At 64.3% G+C, this 26,859-nt stretch carries 24 protein-coding genes; 13 read left to right on the top strand and 11 right to left on the bottom strand.

The window, feature by feature from the left end:
* Nucleotides 1-22: 22 nt before the first annotated feature.
* Entirely contained in the window at nucleotides 23-2,989 is a 2,967-nt protein-coding gene (locus IEW19_RS16775; protein ID WP_188572739.1) for a Tn3 family transposase, read from the top strand.
* Nucleotides 2,990-3,297: 308 nt separating this feature from the next.
* A complete protein-coding gene (locus IEW19_RS16770) occupies nucleotides 3,298-4,503 on the top strand; it encodes an IS110 family RNA-guided transposase (protein WP_229748535.1) in 1,206 nt (401 codons plus the stop codon).
* 187 nt (nucleotides 4,504-4,690) lie between these two features.
* Here IEW19_RS16770 and IEW19_RS16765 read toward each other — a convergent pair whose 3' ends face one another.
* From IEW19_RS16765 to bioB, 6 genes are read right to left on the bottom strand one after another with little or no spacing between them, the layout of a single operon-like run.
* Nucleotides 4,691-5,911: a cytochrome P450 family protein gene (locus IEW19_RS16765; RefSeq protein ID WP_308420014.1), complete on the bottom strand. Its 1,221-nt coding sequence runs from the start codon at nucleotides 5,909-5,911 to the stop codon at nucleotides 4,691-4,693.
* Nucleotides 5,908-6,585: a dethiobiotin synthase gene (gene bioD / locus IEW19_RS16760; RefSeq protein ID WP_188572738.1), complete on the bottom strand. Its 678-nt coding sequence runs from the start codon at nucleotides 6,583-6,585 to the stop codon at nucleotides 5,908-5,910. The genes IEW19_RS16765 and bioD overlap by 4 nt, the downstream gene beginning before the upstream one ends.
* Entirely contained in the window at nucleotides 6,582-7,739 is a 1,158-nt protein-coding gene (locus IEW19_RS16755) for an 8-amino-7-oxononanoate synthase (RefSeq protein ID WP_188572788.1), read from the bottom strand. Before IEW19_RS16755 ends, bioD begins: the two co-directional genes overlap by 4 nt.
* Before the next feature lie 8 nt (nucleotides 7,740-7,747).
* On the bottom strand, nucleotides 7,748-9,109 hold the full coding sequence (locus IEW19_RS16750) for an adenosylmethionine--8-amino-7-oxononanoate transaminase (RefSeq protein WP_188572737.1): 1,362 nt from the start codon (nucleotides 9,107-9,109) through the stop codon (nucleotides 7,748-7,750).
* Nucleotides 9,106-9,345 carry a biotin synthase auxiliary protein BsaP gene (gene bsaP, locus IEW19_RS24390; protein ID WP_442863723.1) on the bottom strand — a complete coding sequence of 80 codons (240 nt, stop codon included), beginning with the start codon at nucleotides 9,343-9,345 and terminating at the stop codon, nucleotides 9,106-9,108. The genes IEW19_RS16750 and bsaP overlap by 4 nt, the downstream gene beginning before the upstream one ends.
* On the bottom strand, nucleotides 9,342-10,367 hold the full coding sequence (gene bioB / locus IEW19_RS16745) for a biotin synthase BioB (RefSeq protein ID WP_188572736.1): 1,026 nt from the start codon (nucleotides 10,365-10,367) through the stop codon (nucleotides 9,342-9,344). Before bioB ends, bsaP begins: the two co-directional genes overlap by 4 nt.
* Before the next feature lie 535 nt (nucleotides 10,368-10,902).
* On the opposite strand from bioB, the gene IEW19_RS16740 reads away from it, so the two are divergent.
* The 3 genes from IEW19_RS16740 to IEW19_RS16730 all read left to right on the top strand — a co-directional run bounded on the left by IEW19_RS16740 (nucleotide 10,903) and on the right by IEW19_RS16730 (nucleotide 12,991).
* On the top strand, nucleotides 10,903-11,331 hold the full coding sequence (locus IEW19_RS16740) for a hypothetical protein (protein ID WP_188572735.1): 429 nt from the start codon (nucleotides 10,903-10,905) through the stop codon (nucleotides 11,329-11,331).
* 348 nt (nucleotides 11,332-11,679) lie between these two features.
* Complete coding sequence (locus tag IEW19_RS16735) at nucleotides 11,680-12,657, top strand: DUF4192 family protein (RefSeq protein WP_188572734.1); 978 nt, start codon at nucleotides 11,680-11,682, stop codon at nucleotides 12,655-12,657.
* Nucleotides 12,658-12,844: 187 nt separating this feature from the next.
* Nucleotides 12,845-12,991: a hypothetical protein gene (locus IEW19_RS16730; protein WP_188572733.1), complete on the top strand. Its 147-nt coding sequence runs from the start codon at nucleotides 12,845-12,847 to the stop codon at nucleotides 12,989-12,991.
* Between the two features lie 85 nt (nucleotides 12,992-13,076).
* On the opposite strand, the gene IEW19_RS16725 is transcribed toward IEW19_RS16730, so the two are convergent.
* The gene (locus IEW19_RS16725; protein WP_188572732.1) at nucleotides 13,077-13,325 is read right to left on the bottom strand and encodes a hypothetical protein; all 249 of its coding nucleotides are present in this window, start codon (nucleotides 13,323-13,325) and stop codon (nucleotides 13,077-13,079) included.
* 420 nt (nucleotides 13,326-13,745) lie between these two features.
* Here IEW19_RS16725 and IEW19_RS16720 point away from each other — a divergent pair, with 420 nt between their 5' ends.
* Nucleotides 13,746-15,089 (top strand): ParB/RepB/Spo0J family partition protein, encoded by a 1,344-nt coding sequence (locus IEW19_RS16720; protein WP_188572731.1) that lies wholly within the window; start codon nucleotides 13,746-13,748, stop codon nucleotides 15,087-15,089.
* Nucleotides 15,090-15,406: 317 nt separating this feature from the next.
* On the opposite strand, the gene IEW19_RS16715 is transcribed toward IEW19_RS16720, so the two are convergent.
* The 3 genes from IEW19_RS16715 to IEW19_RS16705 are packed head-to-tail and all read right to left on the bottom strand — an operon-like array spanning nucleotide 15,407 to nucleotide 20,215.
* Nucleotides 15,407-17,965: an AAA family ATPase gene (locus IEW19_RS16715; protein WP_188572730.1), complete on the bottom strand. Its 2,559-nt coding sequence runs from the start codon at nucleotides 17,963-17,965 to the stop codon at nucleotides 15,407-15,409.
* 58 nt (nucleotides 17,966-18,023) lie between these two features.
* Complete coding sequence (locus tag IEW19_RS16710) at nucleotides 18,024-19,118, bottom strand: HNH endonuclease family protein (RefSeq protein ID WP_188572729.1); 1,095 nt, start codon at nucleotides 19,116-19,118, stop codon at nucleotides 18,024-18,026.
* Complete coding sequence (locus IEW19_RS16705) at nucleotides 19,115-20,215, bottom strand: adenine-specific methyltransferase EcoRI family protein (protein ID WP_188572728.1); 1,101 nt, start codon at nucleotides 20,213-20,215, stop codon at nucleotides 19,115-19,117. The genes IEW19_RS16710 and IEW19_RS16705 overlap by 4 nt, the downstream gene beginning before the upstream one ends.
* A gap of 422 nt (nucleotides 20,216-20,637) precedes the next feature.
* Here IEW19_RS16705 and IEW19_RS16700 point away from each other — a divergent pair, with 422 nt between their 5' ends.
* The 7 genes from IEW19_RS16700 to IEW19_RS16670 all read left to right on the top strand — a co-directional run bounded on the left by IEW19_RS16700 (nucleotide 20,638) and on the right by IEW19_RS16670 (nucleotide 26,265).
* Nucleotides 20,638-21,222 (top strand): recombinase family protein, encoded by a 585-nt coding sequence (locus tag IEW19_RS16700; protein ID WP_229748534.1) that lies wholly within the window; start codon nucleotides 20,638-20,640, stop codon nucleotides 21,220-21,222.
* A gap of 148 nt (nucleotides 21,223-21,370) precedes the next feature.
* Nucleotides 21,371-21,628, top strand: coding sequence for a hypothetical protein (locus IEW19_RS16695; RefSeq protein ID WP_188572727.1), 258 nt, complete (start codon nucleotides 21,371-21,373; stop codon nucleotides 21,626-21,628).
* A 600-nt stretch (nucleotides 21,629-22,228) separates the two neighbouring features.
* Nucleotides 22,229-22,753 carry a hypothetical protein gene (locus IEW19_RS16690; RefSeq protein WP_188572726.1) on the top strand — a complete coding sequence of 175 codons (525 nt, stop codon included), beginning with the start codon at nucleotides 22,229-22,231 and terminating at the stop codon, nucleotides 22,751-22,753.
* 68 nt (nucleotides 22,754-22,821) lie between these two features.
* Nucleotides 22,822-23,364 (top strand): RNA polymerase sigma factor, encoded by a 543-nt coding sequence (locus IEW19_RS16685; protein WP_188572725.1) that lies wholly within the window; start codon nucleotides 22,822-22,824, stop codon nucleotides 23,362-23,364.
* Nucleotides 23,361-24,146 carry a hypothetical protein gene (locus IEW19_RS16680; protein ID WP_188572724.1) on the top strand — a complete coding sequence of 262 codons (786 nt, stop codon included), beginning with the start codon at nucleotides 23,361-23,363 and terminating at the stop codon, nucleotides 24,144-24,146. The genes IEW19_RS16685 and IEW19_RS16680 overlap by 4 nt, the downstream gene beginning before the upstream one ends.
* Before the next feature lie 138 nt (nucleotides 24,147-24,284).
* Nucleotides 24,285-24,857 carry a flagellar export chaperone FlgN gene (gene flgN / locus IEW19_RS16675; protein WP_188572723.1) on the top strand — a complete coding sequence of 191 codons (573 nt, stop codon included), beginning with the start codon at nucleotides 24,285-24,287 and terminating at the stop codon, nucleotides 24,855-24,857.
* Between the two features lie 52 nt (nucleotides 24,858-24,909).
* Nucleotides 24,910-26,265, top strand: coding sequence for an alpha/beta hydrolase (locus IEW19_RS16670; protein WP_188572722.1), 1,356 nt, complete (start codon nucleotides 24,910-24,912; stop codon nucleotides 26,263-26,265).
* Here IEW19_RS16670 and IEW19_RS24255 read toward each other — a convergent pair.
* Entirely contained in the window at nucleotides 26,234-26,545 is a 312-nt protein-coding gene (locus tag IEW19_RS24255) for a DUF3024 domain-containing protein (protein WP_188572721.1), read from the bottom strand. The two genes, IEW19_RS16670 and IEW19_RS24255, sit on opposite strands and share 32 nt — an antisense overlap.
* Between the last annotated feature and the right edge of the window lie 314 nt (nucleotides 26,546-26,859).

Genomic DNA, 26,859 nt, shown 5'->3' with positions numbered 1-26,859 from the left:
TTAGCAGATAAGGACTTCTGACGTGGCCCTACGTTCCTTGCTCACGACTGCCGAGCGCGGCCAGATCCTAGCCATACCCGCAGCAACAGCGGATCTTGCAGCCCGTTACACGCTCAGCGAGGCGGATATGTCGTTGATCCGGCAACGCCGCGGAGAAGCGAACAGCCTGGGCTTCACCGTCCAACTGGCTCTGCTGCGTCACCCGGGCGTCGCGCTGGCCGAAGACACCGAAGTGCCCCCTGAACTGATTTCCTGGCTGGCCTCCCGTCTGGCCGTTTCGGCCCAGGCATGGGCGGACTACGGGCAACGTGAGGAAACGCGGCAGGAGCACGGACGGGAGATCCGCGCGTATCTGGGGATGTCAGCGTTCGGCATTGCAGACTTCCGCCAGCTCGTGGAGCACGTGGGCGCCGTGGCTGCGCAAACAGACAAGGGTTTGCTCCTGGTTGAAGGCGCGAGGGACCTCCTGCGGGCAAGGAAGGTCGCTCTGCCTGGCGTCAGCGTCATTGAACGGGCCTGCGCCCAGGCCCTGACCAGGGCGAACCGGAACATTTACGCCACCCTGTGTGAGCAGCTGTCCGTGGAACACTGCAAACGACTGGACGGGCTGCTGCTCCGTCGCCCTGAGAGTTCATCGACTGAAATCGGCTGGTTGCGGCAGGCACCGCTGCGTGCCAACGCGCGGGCGATGAACGAGCACATCGACCGGCTCACTACCTGGCGTGCCCTTGATCTCCCGTGGGCGGCGGCCCGGCTGGTGCACCGGAACCGGCTGCTGAAGCTTGCCCGGGAGGGCGCCTCCATGACCGCGGCGGATCTGGCCAAGTTTGAACCCGCGCGCAGGTACGCGACTCTCTTTGCCATGGCCGCCGAAAGCATGGCAACGGTCACCGACGAAATCATCGATCTGCACGACCGGATCATTGGCCGGCTCATCCGGACCGCGCAGAACAAGCAAAACCAGGCCACGCTGGCGTCCCGCTCCACCGTCACAGCCATGATGCGCATGCACTCAAGGCTCGGTGATGCCCTCTTTGAGGCGAAGAAAAACGGCGAAGACCCCTTCGCCGCGATCGAAACAGCCATCGGCTGGGAATCCCTGGCCGAAAGCATCGCCCAGGCCAAGAAACTGACCAAGCCGGCCTTTGAAGATCATCTGGCCCTGGTCAGCGCCCACTTCACCACGCTGCGCCGCTATACGCCGGCGTTCCTTGCCGTCCTTGACCTCCACGCCGCACCCGCGGCACAGGACCTGCTGGCCGCGATCAACCTCATCCGAGCTCTGAACACCACCGGCGCCCGGAGGATCCCGGAGGATGCACCCACCTCGTTCATCAGGCCACGGTGGAAGCCGCTGGTCTTCACCGACGACGGCGTCCACCGTGGCTTTTATGAGTTCTGCGCCCTCGCGGAACTGAAGAATGCCCTGCGTTCCGGGGACATATGGGTCACCGGATCACGTCAGTTCCGCGACTTCGATGACTACCTTCTTGCCAGCGATGACTACACCGGGATAAAGAACTCCGGGAAGCTGCCTCTGATCACGACCGATGGAAGCCCCCAGTACCTCGAGGGCAGGCTTGCCCTCCTTCAGAAGCGGCTGAAGGAAGTCAACGACCTCGCCGCCCGCGACGAACTCCCCGGGGTGCTGGTCACCGAGAAAGGTGTGAAAATCACCCCACTGGAGACGATCGTCCCCGCATATGCGCAGCCACTGATCGACCAGGTAAGCGCCATGTTCCCGCGAATCCGGATCACCGACCTGCTGATGGAAGTCGATAGCTGGACCGGATTCACCCGCCACTTCACCAGCCTTAAATCCGGCCACCCCTCCAAGGACAGGCAGCTCCTGCTCACCGCCATCCTGGCCGACGGGATCAACCTGGGGCTAACGAAAATGGCCGAGTCCTGCACTGGCGTCACCTACGCCCGGCTGGACCGCCACCAGGCCTCGTATATCCGGGACGAAACCTACAGCGCCGCGCTGGCGGAACTGGTGAACACCCAGCACGGCCACCCCTTTGCCGCACAATGGGGCGACGGGACCACCTCGTCCTCTGACGGGCAGCGCTTCCGGGCCGGTAGCAAAGCCGAGTCCACCGGCCACGTGAACCCCAAGTACGGTGCCGAACCCGGCCGGCTCGTCTACACGCACGTCTCGGACCAGTACTCGCCCTTCCACAGTAAACTCGTCAACGTCGGGGACCGCGACGCGACCTACGTCCTGGACGGGCTGCTCTATCACGAGTCTGAACTGCAAATCCAGGAACACTACACCGACACCGCCGGATTCACGGACCATCTCTTCGCCCTCATGCACCTGCTCGGCTACCGGTTCGCACCACGGATCCGCAACATCGGCGACACCCGCCTCTACACGCCCGCCAACGACTCCGGGCTGACGACACTGGCTCCGCTGATCGGCGGGAGCATCAACACCACAACGATCGCCCTGCACTGGGACGAGATCCTCCGCCTCGCCGCGTCCATCAAAACCGGCACTGTGACCGCGTCCCTGATGATGCGGAAACTCGGCGCCTACCCCCGCCAGAACGGGCTCGCCCTCGCCCTGCGGGAACTGGGAAGACTCGAACGGACGCTCTTCCTGCTGGACTGGCTCCAGGACCCCGGCCTGCGCCGGAAAGTCACCGCCGGCCTGAACAAGGGCGAAGCCCGGAACACCCTGGCCCGGGCCGTGTTTTTCAACCGGCTCGGCGAAATCCGTGACCGCTCCTTCGAGCAGCAGCGCTACCGCGCCAGCGGGCTGAACCTTCTCACCGCAGCCATCGTGCTCTGGAACACGGTCTACCTCGACCGCGCCGTCGCCACCCTGACCAGCAGCGGCGGTGACATTGACCCGGACCTCCTGCGGTTCCTCTCACCGCTGGGCTGGGAACACATCAACCTCACCGGCGACTACACCTGGCCCCGGACCAGCCACATCAAACCCGGCAAATACAGGCCACTACGACGACCGGCAAAACCTTAGCGTCGGATATTTCACTTTTTCACAAGCCACCCCGTTCTGACGTCTTCGACGTTTTTTGGCTGCTGTCCTTATGGTGTTGACGGGTGGTTCCGTGGCCGTTGTAGGGTCGTGGCTACCCGGGGGAGGCGGGTATGGCTTTGTTGCTGTGGTCCGGACGATCCAGGTCGTGACGGCTTCGTAGGATTGGCCGCCCGGCGCCCCGCGATGACCCGACCGCTGATTGAGAGACGCGACTTGAATCGCCGGATAAGGACACGACGGCGCGGTTATCTGCCGGGTTCGACCCATCCGACAGACTGGAGGCTGTTTTGACGAAATTGTGGGCCGGTATCGATGCCGGCAAAGCCCATCATCACTGCGTTGTGATCGACGCCGCCGGAAACCGGCTGCTCTCCCAACGAGTTCCCAACGACGAACCAGCCCTGCTCGAGCTCATCGTCAACGTCTTGAAACTCGGGGACGGGGACGAGGTCATCTGGGCAACGGACCTGAACCACGGCGGGCCGGCGCTGCTGATCGCCATCCTCGTCGCCCACGGCCAGACCATCCTCTACATCCCGGGCCGGATCGTCCACCACGCCTCCAAGCTCTACCGCGGCGAGGGCAAAACGGACGCGAAAGACGCCGCCGTGATCGCCGACCAGGCCCGGATGCGCCGCGACCTGCAGCCGCTGCGGGCCGGGGATGAGATCTGCACAGGGCTGCGGCTCCTCACCGCCCGCCGGGCCGACAAATCCGCGGACCGGGTCCGGGCGATCAACCGCCTGCAGGCCCAACTGCTCGAATACTTCCCGGCCTTGGAGCGGGCCTTTGACTACAGCCGCTCCAAAGCGGCCCTGACCCTGCTGACCAAACACCGGACCCCGGACGGGATCCGCCGCACCGGCCAGACCAGGATCCACGCCTGGCTGAAGAAACACGGCACCCGTTCCTCCGCCGCGGTCGCCCAGGCCGCCGTCGACGCCGCGAAATCCCAGCACATCACCGTCCCGGCCCAACACCTTGGAGAACAGATAGTCGCCGCCCTCGCACAGGAAATCATCACCCTGGACAAGGAACTGGCCGAGCTGGACGCGCTAATCAGCGAGAAAGTCAGCGAACACCGGCACACCCCGTCCCTGCTCAGCATGCCCGGTTTCGGACCCGTCCTGGCCGCTGAGTTACTTGGCGCCACCGGCGGGGACCTTACGGTCTTTGAAACCGCGGACCGGTTCGCCGGCGTCGCCGGACTCGCCCCCGCGCCCCGGGACTCCGGCCGGATCACCGGAAACCACCACCGCCCCCGCCGCTACGATCGCAGACTCCTCCGGGTCTTCTACCTCTCCGGGCTATCAGCCCTGAAAAGCTGCCCCGCCTCACGGACCTACTACGACCGAAAACGCGCCGAAGGCAAAACCCATATCCAGGCCATGCTCTCCCTGGCCCGGCGCCGCCTGAACGTCCTTTGGGCCATGCTCCGCGACGGCACCACCTACACGCCGGTCCCGGCTCGGGCAGCCCGCCTGGCTGCCTGAGCTGCCCAGGTCCCGCGATCCCTGGGGGCCGAATCCGGGTGGCTGACTGGGCACTAATTCCGCGCGTTGGCCTTGAAATCCGGGCCCGTGCTGTTGAGGGCTGCGCACGCAGCCGGTCCCTGGTGTTTGGTTACGTCGCTGGCGGTAGGACCTTTGAATTCCGCCGATTTCGTTCCTCTGAGCAAAGTCAGTGCGGTCCGAGTGGCTGGGCTGCCACGACAACTGTCCGGGGGGCTTGGAATGACAGGAGCCGGATCCAGTCTGGATTCACGTCCCGGAGCTGTATTCGCGGAAGTGATATGGCGGTTTCCTGGACAATGATGGCGGCCTCGAGTTCTGCGAGTTTGGCACCGAGGCAGCGGTGGATCCCCGAGCCAAAAACCAGGCCGTATGTGGTGGGTGGTTTGTGCTGGGCCTCTTGCGTTCGGGGCGAGGAACCTCGGGTTTGGGCTGGTCTCGTGGTGTGGTTGCCGCTCAGTTCGAGGACGATTTCGGTGCCCGCCGAAATCTGCGAGCCGGCGATGTTGGTATCGTGTGCGGCGACACGGCGCCAGGTGGGGACTGATGATTCAGTGGCGAGCACGTGTCGGACCGCGCTCCTGGAGCCTTCCCCGGATGCGGCGTCCTTCCAGTCCACTGGGTTGGATTCTTCAAGGAGTCGGAACAGGGTGGTGCTAATCAGCTGGGTGGTTGTTTCCTGTCCGGCGATGAGCAGAAAATAGCCGAGCGAGCAGATTTCGGGGGTTGACAGGCCGTGTTCGGCGAGGGATTTGAAGAGGTTGCATCCCGGTGCCGTCAGGGATTCTGCGACGAGTTTGCGCAGCCAGAGGTAGGATTCCGCCGCGCTGTGGGCGAGTTCGAGTTGCCGGGCTTCGTCGGGCCAGCCCCAGAACAGCTCCATGGAGTCAAGACTCCAGCGTTTGAGGTCTGCAAGGTCCCGTACGGGCAGCCCGAGGAGTTCGAGCATGACAATTGCCGGGGGGAACGCCGCCACCGTCTGGACGAGGTCCACAGGCCCGGACCTCACGAGCTGGTCTGCGGCATTCCGTGCCGCTTCCTGTGCCAGTTCCCGGATCCGCGGCTCCATGGCCGCGACCGTGGCGGGCGTGAAAAACCCTGCCACGATCTTACGGATCCCGGCGTGCGTGTCGGTGTCGTTGCTGGCGAGCACGGGAGGCAACGCAAAGCGAACACGCTGCAGCACGCGCAGGGCAGGCCCAGCCAGGGGCGTGACCGCGACGAGGGCGTTCGCGGGGCTGAAAACATCCGGTCGGTGCAGCACTTCGCGGACCATATCCGGGTCACGCACCACCATGTACGGGCAGCGCGGCTGCTCAGAGCTCTGCCACTGTCCCGGGCTTTCTGCCAGCGGCTGCGCGGGTCCGGTGGTCGTTGGGGTCGGGTTCATGCGGGTAGACCGTTCAGCCAGGCGGCTGCTTCGGTACGGAAAGCGGGCGGGGACAGTTCGGAGGCATGCCCAGGGAGGGCGCCGAGAAAACGCACCCGCAGGGATCCGAGCACCTGTCGGTTGGTGTGGTGTACGACGCCTGGGTTGCCTGGCCAGCTTCCCAGCACTACGCCGAGGACCTGCAGGTCCCGTGTTTGCAGCGCTTCGAGAGTCAGAGCGGTGTGGTTCAGGGTGCCAAGGTCCGGCCGCGCGACGACCACGAATGCCGCTGCCAGGAGTGAGCCGAGGTCCGCGAGGGTGCAGCCGTCGGAATCCAGGTCCACCAGCAGGCCGCCTGCGCCCTCGACCAGGACGTGGTCGTGGGAGGCGGCCAGCTCGCGGACCCTCCCGGCGTGCGCAGCCACCCGGGGCAGGGGTGTTTTATCGATGGCGGCTGCCGCGACGGGCGCCAATGGCTCCTGGAGAACCACCCCGGTTTCTGCTGTCACGTCGCCGGCGAGCCGGATGATTTCGGCTGTGTCGGAATCGCCGACGGCGGCTCCTGACTGGCAGGGCTTGTAGACCGCGACGCTGCGCCCTTGTTCGTGGAGGGCGGCGGCGAGGGCCGCCGTTGTGATGGTCTTGCCGACGCCGGTGTCCGTTCCGGTGATCATGATGATGCCGGGCAGGTTCATGGAAGTTCCTCCAAAATGCTGCGCAGTACGGCGCAGCTGTCTTCGATTTCCTTAGGTGTAAGGGTGGCCCGGGCGGTGAGCCGCAGCCGGGAAATCCCGTCCGGAACGGACGGGGGGCGGAAGCAGCCGATCCGAACGCCGGCGGTGCGCGCGGCCCCGGTGGCTGCCAGGGCCGATTCGGCCGACGGCATAGGAATGGACTGGACCGCCCCCGCCCCGTGCTCGACCTCAGCGCCGCGGGCTGCAAGGGCCGGGGCGAGTCCGGCGGCCAGGGCCGCAGCATTGCTTCGGACGGATCCGGCCCGCCAAGGTTCATCCCGGATGATCCGCACCCCGGCGAGGGCCGCCGCTGCAGAGGCCGGCGCCAGGCCGGTGTCGAAGATGAAGCTTCGGGCACGGTTGACGAGGTGTTCCCGCAGCAACGCGGATCCCAGGACCGCCCCGCCCTGGCTGCCCAGGGCCTTGGACAGCGTCGCGGTCACGATCACGTTCGGATGCCCGGCAAGGGCCGTCCCGGCCACCGAGCCGCGGCCCTGAAAGGCGCCGGCACCGGTGACACCTAGACTATGGGCCTCGTCGATCAGAAGCGCCGCGTCGTACTGCCCGGCCAGGGCCAGCAGACCAGCGAGCGGGGCTTCGTCACCAAGGACGCTGTAGAGGGATTCAACGGCGATGAGTGCGCGCGGCTCCAGCCGGTCCGCGAGCAGCCGGCCGGCGTCCTCCACGCTGTTGTGGGTGAACGATTCGGTGCGGGAGCGGCTGAGCCGAAATCCGTCGATCATCGAGGCATGGCAGTGTTCATCCGCGACAATCAGGGTCCCCGGACCGCCGAGTGCAGTGATCACACCCATGTTCGCCAGATAGCCGGAGGAAAACACCAGTGCCGTCTCCATACCGGCCAGCGTGGCCAGTTCCTGCTCGAGGTCCAGATGCAGCCGGGTGGTTCCGGCAACCAGCCGCGAGGACGTGGCTCCCGCACCCCACGATGAAACGGCTGCCGCGGCGGCCTCGGCAAGCCGCGGATCCGTTGCGAGGCCCAGATAGTCGTTGCTGGCCAGGTCGATGAGCTGTTCGTCCGCGTTGCGGGGGAGCGGGCGGCGGACCAAACCACGGCGGTCCCGGACGGAGGCTTGCTGCTCGAGCCATTGGGTCATCGAGGTGCTCATGCTGGGACTCCGGAGCGTTCCGGGCCGCGTTGATGGACTTCGGCGACGGCCGCTGTCATGCCTGCGGTGATCTGTTCGATGTCTGCCGCGGTGCTGATGTACGGGGGCATCGTGTAGACGAGGTTCCGGAACGGCCGCACCCAGACCCCGTGCCGGATGGCCGCGGCCGTGACCGCCGTGACATCGACGGGGTCGTGCAGCTCAATGACGCCGACGGCCCCGACGGTGCGGACATCCGCCACGGACTCAAGTCCCCGGGCGGGGGCCAGCCCCGACGCCAGGCCCGCCCCGATCCGGGCGACGTCGGTCTGCCAGCCGCCGCCGTCGATGATGCTCAGGCTGGCGTTGGCTACCGCACACGCCAGCGGGTTGCCCATGAAGGTCGGGCCGTGCAGGAGTGCCCCTGCCTGCCCGCCGGAAACCGTTGACGCAATCTCGTCCGTGCAGAGCATCGCGGCGAGGGTGAGGTACCCGCCGGTCAGGGCCTTGCCCACGCACATGATGTCCGGGACCACACCGGCATGACCGGCGGCGAACAGCTCGCCGGTGCGGCCGAACCCGGTCGCGATCTCGTCAAAAATGAGCAGCAGCCCGTACCGGTCCGCCACCTGCCGCAACGCGGTGAGGCACTCGGCCGGGTAGGGGTACATGCCACCTGCGCCCTGGAGGACCGGCTCGACGATGAGCGCGGCCAGCTCCCCGGAATGCGCAGCCGCGGTGGCCTGGAGTTCGGCTGCCCACGCCTGCACCGTTTCCGGGGTTGCGGACGCCGCGGCCGGGGGGCGGGGAGCAAACACGTTGCCGGCCAGCAGACCGGGGAAAGCGGCGTGCATCCCGTCCACGGGGTCACAAACCCCCATTGCCGCAAAGGTGTCACCGTGATATCCGCCGCGGATGCTCAGGAACCGCTGCCGCCGGGGGTGGCCGGACGCGGTCTGGAATTGCACCGCCAGCTTCAGTGCAACCTCCACCGATACCGAACCCGAGTCCGCGAGGAACACCCGGTCCAACCGTGACCGTCCTGGTGCGGAAGGGGCCATATCCACCAGCCGCTCGGCCAGTTCCACCGCCGGGGCATGGGTGAGTCCGCCGAACATCACATGGCTGAAATCATCGAGTTGCCGCTTCCCGGCCGCGTCCAGTACAGGGTGGCGGTAGCCATGGATCGCCGACCACCACGAGGACATGGCATCAACGACCTCATGGCGTGTGCCGTCTTCGCTGCGGAGCCGCAACCGCACACCGTTGGCCGCCTCGACCTCCCACAACGGGAGGCTGGGGGACGCGGGGGCGTACGGGTGCCACAGGCGTGCGCGGTCCCGCTGGATCAGGCTCATCGGAGCCGATACCTGTGTCATCGGATGAGCACCCCGTGGCGGGAACATTCTGCGCTCCAGCCGGCCGGCGTGACCTGGACCTTCATCCGTCTCCTGCAGTTGGCGCAGTAGCGTGGCGGTTCCAGCGTCAGTAGTTCGACGCAGCGCCGGTGCTCGTCCGACGCGGGGAGACCGCCGCCGTCGGGGCCCCCGCAGTGTCCGCAGAATGGGCCGTTGCTCGAGCCGTTCGCGCCCCCGGCAGCCGGGACCGTTTTCATAGTGATTTCTGGAATTCCTTGATGGGCATGTTCAGCTCGACCAGCAGGTTCAGGTCCGCGTCGGCGGGCCGACCCAGAGTGGTCAGGTAGTTCCCGACGATGACGGCGTTGATGCCGCCGAGCAGGCCATCCCTGGTTCCGAGGTCACCGAGGGTCAGTTCGCGGCCGCCGGCGTAGCGGAGCACGGTCCGGGGCATGGCCAGCCGGAACGCAGCAATGGCGCGGAGGGCGTCTTTGCCGTCCATGATCCCCTGGTTTTCCAGGGGAGTCCCGGGGCGAGGGTTCAGGAAGTTCAGCGGGACCTCGTGGGGTTCGAGCGCGGCGAGCTGGGCAGCAAGTTCGGCACGCTGCTCCAGGGATTCGCCCATGCCGATCAGGGCGCCGCAGCACAGCTCCATGCCGGCCGCCTTGACCATGGCGCAGGTCTCGAGGCGTTCTTCGTAGCTGTGGGTGGTGACTACTTGCGGGAAGTAGCTGCGTGCTGTTTCCAGGTTGTGGTTGTAGCGGTGCACCCCCCAGGCGGCGAGCTGGTCCACCTGGTGCTGGGTCAGCATGCCCAGGGAGCAGGCGATGTTGATCTCCACGGCTTCGTTGATACGGTCTATCGCGAACTTGATCTGGTTCATCAGTTTGATGTCGGGTCCACGGACGGCGGCCACGATGCAGAATTCGGTGGCACCGGTCGCGGCCGTTTCTTTTGCCGCCTTGACCAGTTCGGGAATGTCCAGCCACACGCCCCGGACGGGGGAATCGAAGAGCCCCGACTGGCTGCAGAAATGGCAGTCCTCGGGGCACCCGCCGGTCTTGATTGAGATGATGCCTTCGACCTCGACGTCTTCACCGCAGTGCCTCAGCCGCACCTCGTGGGCCAGCTGCAGCGCCGCCGGAAGGGCTTCATCGGGCAGGCGCAGCACCTCCAGCAGTTGCTCCTGCGTCAGCCCGCGTCCTTCTTCAAGGACCTGCTCACTGGCTGTTTCGAGAATCTCGTACCGGGTAATCGCCGGATGTGCCGGAATCGTCATTGATCGTCCTTTGCGCTGCTTGGTTGCGGGTATGCCGTAGAACCGAGGCTAGTTTCCTGATCAGGACAGGATTTTGTTGAGTATCTACAGCCGGGCGGTTGAGGCCTTGGTCCGGCCCTCACCTTCAAGCGACCTGCACCCCGGTGCCTGGTCCCCGCGCCGAAAGCCCTCAGACTGCGTGAATCGCTCGACTTTAACCCCTACGGAGACGTCGGACGCTGGGCGGCGGCGGGGAGGAAAAGGACCTCGCTGCGCTCGGACAGCACAAGCATTTTTTCTTTTTGCTGCTGTCCGTTGGATCCTACGTGCCCGCTCCACCGGCTCAACCGTCCTGCGGACGGCCGCGCCACGGCTGTCTTGGGTTCGGCGCTGCGCTTATTTCCTCACCCAATCCATCCGTTGCTAGCCCTTCGGGTTGCCCGGTTCCGTCGGGCACAGCTACGCGATGCTCCGCCAGCAGGCAAAAGATGGTGGGGGAGAGGGAAGCCGGTACTCCAGGCAGCCGCCCCGCCCCAGTGAAACGGAGCATCACCTCATGAGCACAGAAACCATGACCCGCACGGTCACGACCGACACCGCCGAACCGGTGACCGCCCCGGCCCTTCCCGCCGACGACCGGGCAGGGGACGGATACGACTGGATGGACACCCTCGAAGGCACCGCCTGGTCGGTCCTGCCGAACTGGGGCAGTGAAGGCTGGGACGCCGGATCCTGGCCCTACATCATCTTCACCGTCGCACGCATCCGCGACGGGAGCGGGGAACTGTTTGGCTACGGCACCTACGTCGAAGGGGACACCTCCACGCACTGGTTCCGTTCCCAGGAAGCCTGCTTCGCAGCGATCACCGCTGAGGTGTTTTTCCACTGGGCCTCCGGTCAGTCCGACGGCCCCGACAGCCTACCCGCCACGGCCGCCGGACTGCCCGAAGAGGACCGGAAACCTTACCCTGTCTGGACCACCTAAGACCCCCGGGGTGTCCTGGCCACCAACCGGCCGGGACGCCCGAACGGCACACGAAAATCCGTTGACAACATCATTGAGATTCCTTCGGATCGTACGTGCCTGCTCCAGCCCGTCTAGCCCCTGTCGTTCCTCCGGGGCCTGCGGTGCAGGAAATGTCCCTGCGGCGCTCCTTCGTCGCTTATTTCCTCCGGGAATTTCCCGCCCCTTGCCTCCGGTAGACAGGCCTCCGTCGGGCACAGCTCCGCAAGCTCCGCCAGCAGCCAAAAAACAACGGGGGGAGAGGGGACGCTGGCCGGTCACCATGGCCGCCCCACCCACCGAAATCCTTGGGCAAAAAGGAGCAACACCATGAACAAGAAACTGAACCTCACCGGACCCGCCGACCTGCTCGCCACCATCCCGCACCTGCTGGGCACCAAGCCCACAGAATCCTTCGTCGTCCTCACCGCCCGGGCGGGCGCCCTGGGCGCGACGTTGCGGGTCGACGCCCCGGAGCACGCCGAACCGGCACCCTACGCACAGACCTTGACCAGCCACGCGGCCAACGACGAGGAAGCCACCGCGTCCTACGTCATCGTCTACACCGACGAAGACCCGGAGGGCTACCCCTACGCCGCGCACGTCGCGGCATTGGTCAACGAACTAGCCGCGGCCAGGATGCCCGTCCGGAACGTCTGGCTGGTCACCTCCATCCACTGGGCTGAATTCGGCACCGACGAACACCACCCGCTGGAGGAAATCGCCGACAGCCAAGCCAACGCCGCCCTGACCTACATGGGGAGCGCCACCGACGTCGACGTTTACAACCCGGCCCTGCTGGGAACCTGGGCGCTGCGCGTCGAAGCCCCCGAGGGCACGGAAGCCCAGACCGAGGCGGCGTGCGAGGCGTGGGCGGTGCTGCTCGACGGCACCGCGACCCCGGACGGCCAAAGCGCCCGTGACCTCGCGGCCGCGTTCCAGAACAAGTTCATCCGGGACTTCATGTTCCGCGAGACCATCACCACCCACAACGGCAGCTTCGCCGACGTGATGCTCGGCAAATTCACCGGCCGCCCCGACTGGGACCGCATCGACCGCGCCGAAGCTATGGCCTTCGAACTGATGAAAGCAGTCCCCACTGGCCAGCGCGCACCCATGCTGACCCTGATGGGCTGGCTCGAATGGCTCAAAGGCAACGCCACCGCAGCCACCCGCTACCTCAAGCACGCCGCCAACGACGTCCCCGGATTCCGGCTCGCGGTCCTCATGCAGGAACTGATCAACCGCGGCTCAATTGCCGAGGTCGCCCGGAACGTTGAAACCGCCTACAAGCGCCGCATGATCTAGTCAGGAAGAGGCCGGCCCGGGACTGAGAGGACCCGGTCCGGCCTTTTCGGTGGCGGGGCGGCCTCCCCCGCTGGCGCTCCTCCGGCCGCCGGACGCTCGCGCGGGCGCAGCCGCCAAACCCAACCAACGGGCAGATCCCCGGATACAGTGGAGAGACGAACACTGCATCGACCAGGGGAACGTGAGCATGAGCACCGAGAACACCCGTACCGGCGACGAACGCCCCGAAGATCCCAGCATCGCCGAAGACGTCATCGAGCTCAGCCTGCTCACCGCCGGCGAAACCACCGGCCCGGTCGATACCGAATGGGCCCAGGAGCACCACAACTTCTAACGACCAGGCAGCGAGACGCTGCCCCACAGATTTCCTTTGCCCAAGGGAAAACGAGAAGGCCGGCACCGCAAGGTGCCGGCCTTCTTCATGCCCTGGCTCCTGCCCGGGCTCGCCGCCACAAAACGGCGGCCGCGAGGCTGTTGAGAGTCAGGACGAAGAGGTCGCCGGGGATCGGCCGGCTGATGAAGAGATCCAGGATCACCAGCGCCAGAGCCCCGCCGGCGGTGACCGTGAACACCAAGGCCAGGACCCGGTAAACCCGCGGAGAGTCCCACCCGGGAGCGCGCCGAGGGCGGCCCGGGCGCCCACCATCATGTCGGTGAGGATCATCCATGCCCCCACCCTACGCAGAAAGGGCATGCTCGCAGGGCTCGCACCGATTCGGGCGTCCGCTGGCGCGGCCGGCTGTTGGGCCCAGTGCTTCCGTCGCAGAGCTCCGGGATCCCTGGCCCTGTTCTCCACGTCTTCGACGTTTTTTGGCTGCTGTCCTTCGGATCGTACGTGCCTGCTCCAGCCCGTCTAGCCCCTGTCGTTCCTCCGGGGCCTGCGGTGCAGGAAATGTCCCTGCGGCGCTCCTTCGTCGCTTATTTCCTCCGGGAATTTCCCGCCCCTTGCCTCCGGTAGACAGGCCTCCGTCGGGCACAGCTCCGCAAGCTCCGCCAGCAGCCAAAAAACAACGGGGGGAGAGGGGACGCTGGCCGGTCACCATGGCCGCCCCACCCACCGAAATCCTTGGGCAAAAAGGAGCAACACCATGAACACCAACCCCACCCTCGAAATGCTCGACCCCGCCACCCTGACCGTCGACATCAACGTCCGCAAAGACGCGGCCCTAACCGGCGACTTCATCGCCAGCATCAAAGAACACGGCGTCATGGAACCCGTGATCGCACACCGCAAGGACGACGGCACCGTGCACGTCCTGATGGGCCAGCGCCGCACCCGCGCCGCCGTCGAAGCCGCCCGACCCCTGATTCCGGTGATGATCATCGAATCCCCCGAGGAAGCCGAACGCATCGTGACCCAGGTCGTAGAGAACATCCAGCGCGCCGTGCTGACAGAAGCGGACGAAGCAGACGCCTACCACCAGCTGTCCCTGATCGGCGTCTCGGCCGCCGCCATCGCCAAGAAAACCGGCCGGACCAAAACCACGGTCGAGGGCGCGCTGAAGGCCAAAGCCTCCGACGCCGGAGCCGCCGCCCTGGGCAAGGGCTACACCATCGACGAAGCACTCATCATGGCCGAATTTGAAGGCGACCAGGACGCCACGGATGAATTGGAGTCCGTGATCGCGGACGAACCCGACCAGCTCCTGCACGTCGCGCAGATGCTCCGGGACCGCCGCGACCGCGCCGCCGCCCTCGCGGCGCTCATCGCCGAGCTCGAGGCAGCGGGCAAGACCATCGTCGAGGACGCCGGACACTACGCCGACGAGGAAAACCTCTACGTCTCGGCCGCCAAGCGTGCCGACGGGGAACCGGCCACCGACGAGGACGCCAACGCCTACAAGATCAGCACCGACTACCGGGGCCAACACAACGCCACCACCGTCATCACCGGCTGGAAAGACCTGGGCTTCGCCCCGAAGTACGAACGCTACGACGGCGGCACCCAGGCCCAGAAAGGTCCGATGACCGAGGAGCAGAAAGCCGAACGCAAGACCCTGATCGCCAACAACCGCGAGATGGAAAGCGCTACCAAGGTAAGGCGCGAGTTCGTAAAGACCCTGCTCTCGCGGAAGACCGCGCCGAAGGGCTGGCAGTACTTTACCGTCCACGCCATCACCCACCACCCCGAAACCGCCAGCGGCTACGACGGCAAAGTCGCCACCGAAATGCTCGGGGCCAAGACCGGGGAGGACACCGACCGTTGGGGCTGGAACCCGCTCCGGGACCACACCGCCAAAACCACCGCACGCCCCGAGTTCTCCCTGGTCGCCCTGATCTGCGCCGGGTACGAGAAGACCATCCAGAAAGACTCATGGAGGTCAGCTGAGAAGCGGCACTTCCACTACCTGAACCAGCTAGTCGTTTGGGGTTACACGGCAAGCGCCGTGGAGCAGATCATCATCGATAACCACACCGCCGAAGCGGAGTAGCCTGAAAGTGTGCCGGGCGGCTGAATCCCCCAATGCGGTCGCCCGGTCACTCACCCCGGCAAGGGCCAGGAACCTCCCGGACGGCGGGCGGTCCGCCGCCCAGGGCGAACCACAGCAGCCACTCACCAGCGGCAGACCGCCATTCACCGCGACCACGCAGCCGGCCATTCAATAGCCGCGCGACCAGGAACAACGAGGTAATCCGACCGCGGCAGCACCACAAACACTTCAGCTCCGCTGAACCACGGATTTCCTTTTGCAGAGGAAAAACCCGGGATTTGCGGCAGGTTGCGACGGCCACGTAACCCCAACAGGAGTTAGGTTGATTGGTACTTCTTAACGCTCTTTAGCCATGTATCCAGCACATCGATCTCGGCCGTGAGGGTGTCCACCGAGGGCGGTGTGTAGTTCAACTCGGGGTGGGGATCGTGACGGGAAGCCCAACCTGAGATCCTGCTGTAGGAATCGTCGTACGTCTTTATGTCTTCAGGAGTGACTCGGCCGATAACCCTCAGTTTCCCGACACGGACCTCCAGTGTGCGATAGTCCACAAGCGGCTCGGCCAGCACTTGGCTGATGATTCGTTCCCAGGTCTGGGACATGTGACCCGCAATTTCTTCGGTGGCGCGCTGGTAGGCCTGATCGGACATCCCTTCCTCGTCGCGACGCAGGGAAGCTACTTCTTGCCTCAACGTGTTTACGCGTTGCGCGGCATCCTGCGCCGTCCAGGGATGCTTGAGGGTGGTGAACCCGGGGCCGACCTTGCGCTTGCGTTCGATGCCGCGGGTCGCGAAGGGGATGTCCGATGCTTCTGCATTCTTGCGAAGAACCATGGTGAATGCGATGTCGTGCGTGAAGACGATTACCTGTCGCTCTCCGGCCAGGTCGGTGATTCGGTTGGCGACGGCCTCGCGCCGCATGTGGTCGAGCGAGGACACGGGGTCGTCGAACACAAGCGCCGACTTACTCTTGTCGAAGTGCACTTCGGTCAGGAATCCTGCGAAGCCGAGCGCCGTCTGCTCGCCTTCGGAGAGGACGTCGCCGAGGCGCGCGCCTGCACGAGCGTTCAAGAAGTCGGCCTTGTGGAGCAAGCCCACCCCTTGGCGCGACTTGGTTGCCTTGAAGGTGACCCGCTCCAGTTCGAGCCGGTCCGTTTCGCGAGTGAAGCGATCTTGCGCTTCTTCGGTCACGTACTTCTTCGTAAGTTCGCCCACCTTGTCCGTGATGGGGCGGGTGTTCGTCTCGGAATACTTGTCGTTGAGCACTTTCAGCTGGAGCAGGCGGTCGCGTTCCGACTCGATGAGAGGCTTCCCGTCCCGCATAGCGATCTGGTCGCGCAGCCGGTTTTCTTCGGACTGGGCCTGAGTGAGACGTTCGGCGAAATCCGCGGCGTCGATCGCGCCGGCTTGGTCGCGGAGGCCGTCTGCCTGTTTGGCAAGAGTGGTGACCTCCGTGGCTACGCCTATGCTCGCGGGCTGTTCATCCGCGATCATTGCTGCCTGACGCGCGCGGAACGCGTCGAACAACGCCTGGACCTGCGCGGTGAATCCCGGTTCAGAGTGCTCGACAGTCGCGATAGCGACCGCTACCGGTTGGCTCTCGATTGGCTGTCGGCCGAGAGCCTCAAGGAACGTCTTGAGTTCCTTCACGGCCGACTCTGCATCTTGGGCCGTCCTGTCCGCTACGAACTGACGGAACCGCTCCAGCCGTGCCCCGCCTCCGCCGTCGAGGGATTGTTGGCACAGGACGCAGACCGCTCGTTCGTCTGTATGCGGGAAACCGTGCTCCGGGTAGACGACCAGAGAGTAGTTCTCGGCCGCTTGCCACAGCGCTTTCCAGGCCGGCGACCCGATGCCGGGGAGCGGTTCGTCTCCGAACGTGGTTGCTGATGCTGCATCTGCCGCTTCCTGGGCCACCTTCGCGCCCTCACGCAGCGCACTCAGCTTCTCGTGTACCACGGTGCCGAAGGAGCGGTCGAGGGCTGCTAAGTGTTCGGAGACCCGGCTTAAGGCATCGGCCGTTCGGATTAGCTTCTGCTTCTCCTGCCCGGGATCAGTAGTTCGAAGTCGAGCCACTTCCTCAACCTGATTGCTCAACTTCTGGTCGACGTCGTGAGAGCAAGAGGCGGCCGCGGCGATCTCTTCGCCGGTCGTCTTGGCAGTGAGAGCCTGAAGGAACGTCGCGGCCGATCCTGACTCGGTGACAACGGGAAGAGGTCCGGGTACGCCTTTATCGCTCCTCCACCCGTCGATGACACGTCGCACGCCGGCGGTCACTGTCGAAAGGTCGTCAAGAAGCTGAACCGCCGAAGGTCGGTATGAAATCTCTGCTTCCGAGTTGAGGTAGGTGTCTCCACAGTGCTCGTCGTAGAGGGCGACGCGCCCGAGGGCAGGGTCGGCAGTGGACCCGAGGGCCGAGGTGTACGCGGTTTCCGCGACGAGGAATGTAACCTCGCCCGACTGCTTTCCCGGAGACTCAGCGAAGACGTCAGGGAGAATGTTTGCCCGGTGGCGGGCGCGCACCATGGACTGCAGGATGCGCGCGTAGCCGGACTTCCCGCTGCCGTTGTTGCCGTACACGACGGTCAGGCCTTCAGGGGCGAACGTGAGCTCTTGGTTCTCCGCGAGTCGATTGACGTTCGATACACCTTTGACTGAGAGGATCCGCACCGGATCATCGTCGGTGCTCTGAGGAGCGGTGACGGATGCGAGCCATCCCTCTTCCGGTGCAGCAGGCGGCGCTTCAAACAGGCTTTGGGCGATCTCCTCGTACGCGGCCTCGGAGATTGTCTCACCGCTCGCGATGCGTGCCAGGGATCGTTGCTGCCACCAGGGTCGGGTAGCGATCCAGTCAAGTACGTCTGCGTAAGCAGTCACTTTGTCTCGTTCTGTCGGAGGGCGTTGCGGGGAATAGCTCGGCTCACACTAATGCGCCCTAAACGTCCCACTTTTTGCGGTTGCACGGCGCGCAGAGCATGACACAGTTCTGGGCGGTGGTCTTGCCGCCCTTGCTCCAAGGCGTCTTGTGGTCAGCTTGCATTTCGGCGAGCTCGAAGTGCTGTTTGCAGCTGGGGCAAATTCCTTCCTGCTGCTCATACGCTTCGCGCTTCTGGTTGTCCGTGAAGGCGCGAATGCTCAGGTGCTTCTCTTCGCCGCTGAGGACGTAGGGATAGATGCCGGGCTTCCTGGTTACGTCGTCGTCGATCATGAGGTTCTTGATCTGTGCCTCGAGCTGCGTGGGGTCGAGGCTCGCGTCCTTGTAGGCGTTGTACAGCGGCCCCCACTGGACCGAGCGCATCTCTTTGCGCCATTTGGGGAAGGTCGCCTTGACCCAGGCCATGACGTTCTGGAAGTACAGCCAGAGCCCATTGGCGTTGGGGTCGTGCTGATGGTCGCGCATGTAGCCGTCGGCATCGCCTCCGTTGATCCACTCGATCGCTGTTTCGAGGTAGTCCTGTCGAATGGGGACGCCGCTCATGTAATCGGATCCGATCGCGTAGGCAGGGCAGCCGTTCTTGCTGAAGTACTTCTTCGCTGCGGTCACCCACGAGCCGTGGTAGACCGCGTTGCGCAGCTCCTGGTCGGTCAGCTTCTCGCCGGCGATGTTGATCGTCTTGAACCAGTCGAGCTTCTCGGAATCGGTGCCTTCGCAGAGGTAGACCATGAGCTCGTAGTCGAGGATCTGGTCCTGCTGGTTGGGCTGCAGGTTGTGGAAGGCCAGCTGGTGCCCATCGATCTGGATCGAGAAGTCGCCCTCGGCGTACTGGCAGATCGAGATAGTGCGCTGCTGACCGTCGATGATCTCGTAGGTGCCGTCATTCTGGACGGCCCAATACATGACGTTCAGCGGAAACTCCTTGCGGAGCGTCTCGACGACGGCATCGCGCTGCTTGTCCTTGTAGACGAACTCGCGCTGATAGGGCGGACGCACGTCGAGCTTGCCGCCGTAGGCGCGGACGCCTAGCTCGTCGTTGTCTTCGTACCCATCGACGAGGTCGCGGATCCTGAGCTTGAACAGTTCAATTTTCATGAGGTCGCTTCCTTACGACGTATGAGAACTCGTGGATAGGTCTGAATGAAATACTCGTCATCCACCTGGTAGTACGTTTTCCCTCGAGGGGGAGTTTCGACCTTTAGCACTGCACCGTCGTTGAGTTTTCCTACAGCGCTGGTCGCACCGTTCGCGCTGACCTGCGTCTGCTTCGGGTAGGTCTTGGTAGCCGCGCCGAACCATGTCTTTGTGATGCCGACGATCTCGAATTGATCAGGGTTGTGCTTGCCCAGGAAGCTGACGGGAACACCCATCACACCGTCGTAGTCAACCGGGATATCCACCGTTTTTGACACCTCAATGGCGTCATGATTGTCGTACGTTGGGTATTCCGCAGGGTCGTAAGACTTGTAGAGGATCAGTTCTTCATGCCTTTTGGCATGATCCAGGTTCGTAAACCACGCAGAACTGCCGATGGTCTGGTAGCGCTGGCCGTTCTCGTCGGTGCGCTGACCGGTCTTTTCCGGAAAGTCATCACTGATGCGGAACCACATCTGCCCGGTGCCGGCGCGGGTAATACCCAACCAGAACTTGCCCGCCTGAACGAGCGGCCAGAGATCTCTGGTCGTGACGGCGTTCATGTTCCCGATAATCAGAAACTTCTTCTCGTGCTCGACCAGCTGCGCGACATACTCCCGGAACAGGGAGAACGGAGGGTTGGTCACCACGACGTCGGCCTGCTTGAGTAGGGCGATGCTCTCGGCAGAGCGGAAGTCACCGTCGCCGTCGAAGCACTTGACCTCTATCTCGTCGCGCCCGGGGACGCGGTCACCGTCTTTGTCGCCGGTGTACTCGAGGTAGATGGCCCGCTCGTTGTCGCCCGTGGAGAACAGGTCGACGTTTTGGCTCTTGTAGCACGCGGCGATCAGCTTTTTCAGGCCAAGCTTCTCGAAGTTGTAGCTGAAGTAGTGGAAGAACTCCGATTCACGGGGGTCATCGCAGTTGAGGTAGACGACCTTGTCCTTGAAATGCGCCTTGTAGTGCCGCAGTTCCTTCTCGATGTCTGACAGCTGCGTGTAGAACTCGTCCAGCTTGGCGGACTTGGCGTCTCCAAGAGACTGCTGCTTCGATGCCATGCTGGAAGTGCCCCATTCACCCGGCTGTCTCGCACCGCCGGGAACGGGGCACGTTGTACGTCGTTATCGTACCCATGGGCAACGACGTCTGACGGGATGACGACCACCAACGACGTTGGAGGCCCGTAAGTCGATCCCTGATCGGACGTAAGAGCGGGCCGCTCACGATCGTTGGATCAGCGTGGCTCCGACCGGGTCGATTCGTGGAAGATTCGCCGACAATGATGCCCGGTGAAGGGGCGCTGACCGCAACGGTCAAAAACGACCCTTTGTGCCTGTGTCGACACGGGCGGCCGGTGACCCCTCCAAATATCGGTTTTGGCAGTGCTACGCTGTGTCAGAACTCGACTACGAAATCTACGGGGCCACTGTTGGTCAAAACTCCGTGGGTGACGGTTTTTGACCAACGAAGGGGGAACGTCGTGGCCACATTGATGGGATACGCCAGAGTCAGCACGACCGAGCAGTCAGTTGACCTCCAGCACGACGCATTGAACGAGGCCGGCTGCTTCCGGATCTGGACAGATTTCGCATCCGGTGCGACGGCGGAACGGCCGCAGTGGAAGGAATGCCTCGACCACCTTCAACCGGGGAATATCCTCGTGGTGAACGACCTATCCAGGCTTGGCCGAAACACCGCGGACTTGGCCGGCATCGTGCAGACGCTGGCCGACAGGCACATCGGCCTCCGCTCCCTGACGGAGACCTGGCTAGACACCACCACGTCCCAGGGCGTGCTGATGTTCCACTTCTTCTCCGCCCTCGCGGAGTACGAAAGGAACCGGCTGCGCGAACGGACCATGGCCGGCCTCGCAGCAGCAAAGGCCCGCGGCCGCGTCGGCGGTCGGCCGACAAAGATGACCCCGGACAAAGCAGCCACCGCCCACCGGATGAGAGGCGAGAGACGGACCATCCGGGACATCGCCAAGACCATCGACGTCAGCGAAGCGACGGTAGTCCGCGAGCTCGCACGACAGAGGAAGGGCCAGCAGGCCCCGCAGGAGTAAGGGTGCGGCTGTTAATCCATCCAGGCCTTCGTTAACGTTGGAGGCAAACGGAGGGGGACGGCGCACATGGCACCGAAGAAATCTAGAAACCACATCGAAGGCCAGATGAGCCTGGAGTCCTTGTGGGCCGAACCGGAAGAGGTAGTCAATGAACGAGCACGGCAGACACGCCATGGAAACCATGAAGAACCACGACCCGGAGAGCTTCGCGCAGATAGCGGACCCCGAGACACACTTTTCGACTTTGGGCCGGGAGATTCAGGACAGGATCTGGGCACTGAGCGAGGACCTGATCCCGCCCCGGGGCCAGGAAGACCCGCTGGAGTACGTGGGACTGGTGAACAACGCAATAAGCACTGCCACAGCGCCATGTTCCCCGGAGCCAGCGGCCCGGCGCTTGCGTTGAAGGGCTGAGAGCTGTGGCATGAGACCTTCCGGAAATCGCTAGAAACCGACGAATGGGAGCCTTCCTGGAAAGACCGCGGACCCCAGCCCGCAAGGAGATTACCTTCCTTTCCCAAAGGATAGTTCAGGTCCCCAACGCCGGCCATGAAAGTCTCGACGTGAACTACCAGAAATGCCCCTGCCGTTCCTGGAACATTGGAGTCCGGCATAGTGGTGGATCGGTTAACGGGACAGTACTCGTTGGTCTCCATCGAGACCGCGTTCATCTCGTCGAGGAACCTCAATCGCTATTCTAAAAACGCCCGCGTCTGGCTGGCACTCAGGTACAGAAGACTGCGGATGCGTGGGGATTCTGGGAGTCGCGGAGCCGGACTCATTCCGCCGAGAGGGCCAGCGCGGGAGGGGGTTTGGAGTAACGGGCGAACTCGGTGCCGGCGCCGTCGGTGATTGGGGCGGCCGGGGTTGCCGGGCCGCCGGCGTCATGGGAACGCGCCTCTGGGACGCTCGCGCAACCTCTCCGGATTTATCTGGCGGTAACTTTTTCGGTCGCGTGGTCGATTGCTTGGATGTTCCGTATTTTTCACTTCTGAAGGGATCCACCATGACCGGCATATTTACCCGCATGAACGCGATGAGCGCGGCAGGGAAAGCTCTTCTTGCAGCGACCGTTCTGGTGACCGGCGCAATTTCCGGTGCCGCGATGGCTAGTGCCGCGCCGTCGGACAGGCCTCTGACGCCTGCGGAACAGACCTCCGATGGAAACAGCACGACCGGCCCCGCCGGGGAGAACGCCGAAACCCAGTCCGGGGTGACCGGGGAGAGCAACGAAACCCAGTCCGGGGTGACCGGGGAGAGCAACGAAACCCAGTCCGGGGTGACCGGGGAGAGCAACGAAACCCAGTCCGGGGTGACCGGGGAGAGCAACGAAACCCAGTCCGGGGTGACCGGGGAGAGCAACGAAACCCAGTCCGGGGTGACCGGGGAGAGCAACGAAACCCAGTCCGGGGTGACCGGGGAGAACAACGAAACCCAGTCCGGGGTGACCGGGGAGAACAACGAAACCCAGTCCGGGGTGACCGGGGAGAACAACGAAACCCAGTCCGGGGTGACCGGGGAGAACAATTGAGTCTGGTGCTGCGGTAGCCGTTGGGGATTTTGGTTCGGTTCGGCCGGTGACGATGGGATTATTGTCGGATGACTCAGCTTCCCCCGGACTCGGTGCTTGTTGCTGCCGCGTCCGGGGAGGTGGGAGCGCTGGAGGATATTTACCGGTATTTCGCACCGGTCCTGATCCAGTATTTCCGGGGCCGGGGCGCGGGGGACCCCGAGGGATCATGCCATGACGTGCTGTTGACGGTTTTCTCCCGGATTCCCACTGTCACCGGTGGTATGGCGGGCTTGAGGTCCTTCGTGTTCGCTGTCGCGCATGCCCGGATCGTGGATCAGTACCGCTGGAACGGCCGGCAGCCCCCGGTGGGTGAGTTCGTCGCTGCGGCCGATCACCGAAGCGTGGAATCGGCCGAGGAAACTGTGATCACCCTTGCCGGGGCCGCCGAGATGGACGAATTACTGCAAAGGCTCGGAGCCGACCAGCGCGAGGCGCTTCTGCTGCGGATTGTTGCGGACCTCTCCCTGGCCGAGACTGCACGGATCATGAAGCGGAGCACCGGGGCCGTCAAGCAGCTGCAGCGAAAAGGCCTCATTGCATTACGGGCAATCCTGGAGGACGGGGAATGAATACCACAGTGACGGATTCCGATGGGGCCGGCGGCGGCCGCGTCCAGGCCGTCCTTCGGGAGTCCGGGATAGGGGATTCCCCTCGGTTGCTGGCGGCCCTGACGGCTTTCACCGAGGACGTTCCGCCCGTACCTGCGCCCTCCCCGGAATTGGCTGCCCTGATCACCGGCGGTGTGGTGATCCCGTTGGCCCCAGCCCGCTTCCGTCCTCGGATACTGCCGGCCGCTCTGGTGGCAGCCGCGTTGGCTTTGGGAGGCGGTGCAGCGGCCGCCGCCAGCCCGGATGTCCGGCACGCGGTGGAGGAGGTGATAGAGGCGATAACTGGGGCTACGCGACCCGGCCCGGAGGTGAGGAAGCCCTCTGCGCCTTCAGAAACCCCCGTGGAACCAGGCCTCACCGACCCTGACAGGGCCCCGGCTCCAGGCGGTTCACCCGCACCGTCCGGGACAGTCGTCCCGGGGGACACCGCAGGGTCCGTTGACCTCCCGGAAGGTGCCGGTGCCGACAGTCCCGTCGGCGGGGATGTGCCTGCCGGTCGGGAAGACAGCACTGGAGTATCCGGTGGCTATTCGGATGGCGGCGGTTCCGGGGAGAAGCCCGCGCAGGGAGTCCAGGGGCCGGGAGATGCGCCTTTTGAGGGCACGCTCGAACCGGTGACGCCAGTGCCTGGCCCGGGGTCTGGGTCTGTTTCCGGGTCAGCAGCACCCCAGGACACCGGGGCGGCGGACACGGCCGGGCGGGGCGGGAACGAGGGAACGGAGGGGCCTGCGGCAGGCCCGTGATTGGCGACTGTCGTCGGCTGCAAAAAAGTTTCGTCCTGCGGGTAACTTTTAGGCCCCGCGGTCGATTGTCTTTTTGCCCCGCGTTTCCCCGGCAATCCCGCTGGTGGTTCCTGGCGGGAGGTAACCGGCGAGGGACCTGTGAACGCGAACGATTTATCTGCCCTGCTCTGGCGGGAACGGGCATTACTGGAACGACTGCTCCTGAAATTGGAGACCGAACGGTTTTTCCTTCGGGAAGGCAGCCTGCACTGGCTGGGCCACTCGACGGAGGAACTCCGAGACGTCCTCGGTCGGCTCCGCTTGGAAGAACTGGCGCGCAGCGTCGAGGTTTCCCTTCTGGCCAGGGAATGGTCAGCCCCGGACAGCGTCACCCTTGGCGGTCTGGTTGCCCATGCCCCTACGAGTGTGTGGGCCGAAATCCTCGGAGCGCACCTCACGGCCATGAGCGTCCAGGCGCGCCGGGTCATGGCGCTGGGTCAAATCAACGAAGAATTGCTGGAGAAGGCCGCGCTCCAGGCCCGGGAGGAACCCGCGAAACTGTCCACCGACACACACGGCATCTCGGTGATCCCACACCCGGACGCGGACACCGACGCCGACGATCTCGACCTGATGCTGCGCGATGACACCATCCGGGCTGCGCAAGTCATCACCGGACAGGTGCTCCCGGGAACCCTCCAGGAATTCCTCCGGATCCCAAAGACGCCATAGCCCGCGCGGGACCGGAACTGACCCGTCCGCGGAACCAGGTCACGTATTCTAGATGGCGGCGGAGGAAGGGAAGCACCCGGACGTGGCGGATATTGTCTTGGCGTTGAGGATCGTCGATGGCCCGGTCCTCGTCATCGTTTTCGTGCTCGCAAGTACCGGGCTGGTCTTCCTATGCGTTCGCCGCGCACGCCGTTGGGCGGTCATAGCTGCCGGTGCGGCCGCGACCGGGGCCCTCTGCGGGGCCATTGCATTGTGGCTTGTTGAAAAAGTCTTCAACGTATTCGGCACCCCCTTGGGGTGGCAAACCAGGGCCTGGATTCTGGCCCTGTCCGCCGCCCTCGGCCTCGCCGGAGCCAACTTCTGGAACTCCGGGCCCTGGAGGAAAGTCGCCGCCGCCGGCGCGTCCCTGATCTTCGTGCTGGCTGCCGGTCTGGGTATAAATGCCCACTACGGGTTCCACCCCACAGTGGCATCCCTGGCCGGACTCTCGCTGGTCAAACCGATCAACCTCCAACCCCAACCTGCTGCTCCGGCGGTGCCGCCCCCTGCCAGTACCGGCCCCACCGGTCCGCCCGTCCACTGGACTCCCCCGCCCGGGATGCCCGAGACCGGGACCACCGGAACCCAGATCATCCCCAACCCCGAATCGGGATTCCCCTCACGCCCGGCCGGAATCTACCTGCCCCCGGCCGCCCTGGTCCCGGAACCGCCCGCACTGCCCCTGGTCGTTCTCATGATGGGGCAACCGGGGAACCCGGACCCACAGTTCATTGCCGCCGTATTAGACAAGTACGCCTCCCGCCACCAAGGCCTGGCACCGATCGTGATCGTGGCGGACCAACTCGCAGACCCCCTGATCGACAGCCTCTGCCTGGACACCCCGGTCTACGGAAACGTAGAGACCTTCATCAACAAGGACGTCCTTTCTTGGGCGAGCACACACCTGAACGTCATCAATGACCCCCGCTACCGGACCATCGCCGGGTACTCCCACGGCGGCCAATGCGCGATTTCCTTCGCCGCTAAATACCCGCAACTCTGGGGCAACGTACTGGACATTTCCGGGGAAGAATACCCCGGCGCCGAACACCCCGACAGCACCCTCCGTGACATTTTCGGCGGAGACCAAAGCGCCTACGACGCGCAAAAGCCCATCACCATCCTGCACGGGCACCACTACCCCAACACTGCGGCCGTTTTTACGGTCTCCAACGATGACCCCATCTACGTCGACGCGGCCAGGAAAGTCAATGACGCCGCGACATCGGCCGGCATGACCGCCACCTACATCGAGATACCCAACGCCGGCCACGTGATCGGGGCCCTGAACGGAGGCCTCCGCGAAGGATTCCGCATCCTATACCCCCGGCTGGGCCTCACCCAGGCCGCACCCTCCACCAAAAAATGAACAACTCCAGGCGCACTGGCCTCGATGCTCTCTTCCGGTCGCGCCAGAACAAGGTCCATAGCCCTGTCTTCTTCGTGAAAGACATCCGGGCTATGGGGAACCGCGACCATTCCGTTTCCCCGCTCTCATCCCATGGCGGGCGGCATTCAAGAATCGTGATGTGACGGGCAGCGACATCGCACTCCACCCGCATCTCATCCTTGAACCTGGCAGGCACCCGCCCAGCACACCAGCGGCGCGCACGGGCAATATCGAGTTCGGGCAATCCGGAAGAAACCATTCCCACGATAATCCCAGAATCATCACCAGGTGGGCTCAAATCAAACCGTCACAGTGGGTTCAGAACTACTTGACACAACCAATCGTTCAACCCCTCGCCGCCATTGACGTAGTTGGGAATCATGGCAGTGCCACCCGCGCTGGCGTAGCCGTCCAGCAGATCCTGGTAGAACGTTGGGGTTGTCAAGGGGACTGTAAGAAAAACGGTGTGTGATGGTCCGGCCTGATCCGAAAGGAGACGGCCGTGTCAGAGTCCACGACCGCAGTAACAGGGGTGATGATCGATCCTGTGACGGGAGAGATCATCGATCAGAC

This window comes from Arthrobacter liuii, from assembly GCF_014639275.1.
GTDB classification, from domain to species: domain Bacteria; phylum Actinomycetota; class Actinomycetes; order Actinomycetales; family Micrococcaceae; genus Arthrobacter; species Arthrobacter liuii.
Note: the sequence above shows the minus strand (reverse complement) of the source record. Positions and strands in the feature narration are given on the sequence as shown.